We start from the raw sequence: 3286 nt of genomic DNA, 5'->3' as shown, positions 1-3286 counted from the left end.
ACCGCTGGGTTCCCGCCCGGCGGCCCCCCGCCGCCGCCCCCGCTCCCGTCGGCGCGGGCCCCGGACGGGAACCAGGGGGATGGATGCGCGAGGACCAGCGGCGGGCGGCGGCGACGCGGCGGCAGGTGCTGATTGCCCGATGGGCCGCCCCGCACCAGGTGCGAGCGGCGGGGGAGGCGCTCGACGCGTACCGGGCGAGCGGGCAGCGCCTGGCCGAGGCCCGCCGGGACGGGGACCTGCCGGCGGCACACGAGTCACTCGCCCAACAGGTGGCGGCGCAAGAGCAGTTGGGCGAACTGATCGGCCTGCGGGCGGCGGCCCGGCTGCTGGACGCCGCCGACCGTCCGGCGGAGCCGGTGACCGTCTTCGTCGACGAGACCACCGTGCGCGCCCAGCACGTGCAGCGCGCGGGGCTGGGGACGCTGCAGGCGTACGGCGCGGTCGCGCTGCCCGGAGAGCTGCTGTCGGTCTTCGCCGCCCGCGCGGCCGGGATCCGGGCCGATTTCGGGCTCGGTGACGAGGAGTTGAAGTGGTCGCCGGACCGCAAGCGGCAGCCGGCGCAGTTCGCGCTCGGCGCCCAGGGGCGCGAGCCGATGCAGCGGGCCCTGCTGGCGGCGGCCGCCGAGTGCGGGGCGTGGACGGCGACGGTGGTGTGGGACGAGGAACGCGATCCGAGCCCGGCCGCGCACCGCGAGAAGTGGCTGCTGAAGCTGCTCTACGAGCGGATCAGCATGGGCCTGTCCGACCGGGACGGGCTCGGCACGGTGATCTTCGACCAGAAGCACTCCCTGCGCGGCCATGACGCCGGCTGGCTCGCGGCCACCAGGAAGCTGACGGACCACGGAACCGAGTACACGAGCGCCTCCCGGATCGTGAACCGCTTCGTCATGGGCCCGTCCGACCATCTGCCCGGCCTTCAGCTCGCCGACCTGGTCGTCGGCGCCACGACGGCCCTGGTCGCCGGCCAGAAGAGCGGGCTGGCGCTGCGGGAACCGCTGCTGGAGCTGATCCACCGCCGCGAGGACGGGGACCTGTCCGGCGCCGGACTGAAGCTGTGGCCCAACTCGCTGGAGAACCTGTACTCCTGGATCCAGCACGACCGGCCCGCCGAGCCGGGAGGCGACCTGCGCGAGCTCATGCAGTTGCTCGGCGAGGACCACTACGACGCAGTTCTGGACCGCCGCCCGTTCGCCCGGGACGACGGCCTGACGGAACGCCATTGACCTTCCGCCGGGCCGGAGGCACCGTGCGGTCATGGCTGACGAGCGCTGGACCGGAACCACTTCACGCGAAGCCTCAGCGGTCACAGACCTTCGGCGAAACGGCCCTCGGCGTCGAGGCCGAACCGTCCGGGATTCGCTGTACGGTGGCGCCGCCCCAGCACCCGCAGCAGGCCCTCCCAGGCGTCGGTGTCGCCCGCGTTCACGCCTGTGCGGTAGGCCGTCTCGGCGCTCGACCAGCGGCCGGCTGCCTCGTGCACCCGGCCGAGACCGACCCAGGCCTCGGGGTCGCCGGCCCGCGCCGCCGCCTCATACGCCTGCTCGGCGGTCTCGATGTCCCCGCGCTCCTCCCTGACCCGGCCGAGTGCCGTCCAGGCGCCGAGCCCACCGGTTTCCTCGGCCCGGGCCGCCGCCCGGGCCGCCCCCGCCTGGTCGCCGGCGCGCTCACGGATGCGGGCGAGCGCGGCCCACGCGTGGGGGTCTCCGCTCGTGGCGGCTTCCTCGGCCGCCCGGTCGGCGCCCGTGGCATCGCCCGCCGTCTCCCGGTGCCTGGCAAGCATGGTCCACGCGTCGGTGTGCCCGAGCCGGGCCGCCTCGGCTGCGGCCGCCTCCGCGTCGGTCCCTGCTTGCGCCCGTAGCCGGGCGAGCACGCCCCAGGCCTCACCATCGCCGACCCGCGCCGCCTCGCGGGCCGCTTGTTCGGCGCCTTCGTGGTCGTCGGCGCCCTCCCGCAAACGGGCCAGGTGGCTCAACGCGTTGCTCTCCCCGACAGCTGCCGCCGCACCGAAGGCCTCGGCGGCACCGACAAGATCACCACGTTGCTCCCGGAGCCGCCCGAGGACGGTCCAGGCCTCGGCTCGGCCCACCGCCGCGGCCTGCTCGGCCGCCAGCACCGCGTTCTCTTCGTCCTGTGTGGCCGAGTGCAGGTGCACCAGGTACGTCCAGGCCGATGTCACCCCGCCGGCGGCTGCCTGATGGTAGGCGGTCTGTGCCTCGGCGTGGTCGCCGGCCCGCTCGCTCGACTTGCCCAGCCCCAGCCAGGCCGAGGCCTCGCCGGCCGTGACCGCCCGCTGGTAGGCCGAGCGGGCCGGTTCCTCCTCGCCCAGCCGTTCGCGCTGCCGCGCGAGGCTCAGCCAAGCCTGCGCGGTACCGGCCCGCGCGCCTTCCTCAGCTGCCTGCTCGGCGCCGGCGCGGTCCCCGTCCTGTTCCCGTAGCCGGGCCAGCGCGACCCAGGCCCACATGTCGCCCCGGTGGGCGGACTGCGCGAAGGCGCGGTACGCGCCGTCCCTGTCGCCGTCCTCCTCGCACGCCGAGCCCAGCGCGTACCAGGCGCTGGGGTCAGTACCGGCCGCCGACTCCGCGCCTGCCCGGTCGGCCACCTCCGCCAGGAGCAGCACGAGCGCTTGCCGGGCGGCCGAACTGCCCAGCTCGGCCGCCCGCCGGTAGAGCCGCGCCGCGTGCTGGTAGCGGCGGCGCAGGTAGGCGGCCGATCCCAGCGCCCGCAGCGCCTCGGCCGAGCGGGCGTGGTCGGCTGCGGCCAGCCAGAACTGCTCGGGCGGGGCGAGGTGGGTTCGCGTGGGGCGTACGCTCTGGTCGAGGTAGTCCGCAGGACGGTAGGCGTCCGGCGCTCCGAGACCGGCTTCGATCCGCTCGGGAACCAGGGCGGACAGCGCCCCGCCGACCTGTCGGCTCAGCGCCCCGACCGCCTCCTCGAACCAGTCGGAGGCCACGGTGACCCGCGCGGTCGCGGGAAGGTAGCCCGCTACTGCCTCGGCCAGCAGCGCGCCGGGCACCGCACCCGGGTGCCCCAGCCGCCGGGCGTCGAGTGCGACGGTGACCAGGGCGTGCTCGATTTCCGAGAAGTAGTTGCCCGGGCCGCTCAGGTAGCGCCGCACCAGCTCCGGGCCGCCCGTCAGCTGCTGGATCACCTGGCCCTCGCCGCCGGCGGTCTGCCGCGGGGGGGGGGGGGCGCCCCCCGCGCCCCGCCCCGCCCCGGGGGGGGGCCCGGCGGCCCCGCCCCCCGCCCCAAGCGGCAGTGGTGCCCCGGGCTGCCGACCCACGCGCAG

General features: G+C 76.2%; 2 protein-coding genes. One reads left to right on the top strand and one right to left on the bottom strand.

Translation table 11 applies throughout. The features are described from left to right. The first annotated feature begins 83 nt into the window (after positions 1-83). The gene (locus ACFV4F_RS32565) at positions 84-1223 is read left to right on the top strand and encodes a DUF3800 domain-containing protein (protein ID WP_380507943.1); all 1140 of its coding nucleotides are present in this window, start codon (positions 84-86) and stop codon (positions 1221-1223) included. Between the two features lie 80 nt (positions 1224-1303). Here ACFV4F_RS32565 and ACFV4F_RS32560 read toward each other — a convergent pair whose 3' ends face one another. Next, positions 1304-3148 carry a tetratricopeptide repeat protein gene (locus ACFV4F_RS32560; RefSeq protein ID WP_380507941.1) on the bottom strand — a complete coding sequence of 615 codons (1845 nt, stop codon included), beginning with the start codon at positions 3146-3148 and terminating at the stop codon, positions 1304-1306. Between the last annotated feature and the right edge of the window lie 138 nt (positions 3149-3286).

This window comes from Kitasatospora sp. NPDC059722 (assembly GCF_042733235.1).
Lineage (GTDB): Bacteria > Actinomycetota > Actinomycetes > Streptomycetales > Streptomycetaceae > Kitasatospora.
This window is presented reverse-complemented; position numbering and strand designations above follow the sequence as displayed.

Coding starts and splice junctions, on each gene's coding strand:
- ACFV4F_RS32565 (WP_380507943.1), top strand. CDS start 84: ATGCGCGAGGACCAGCGGCGGGCGGCGGCGACGCGGCGGCAGGTGCTG.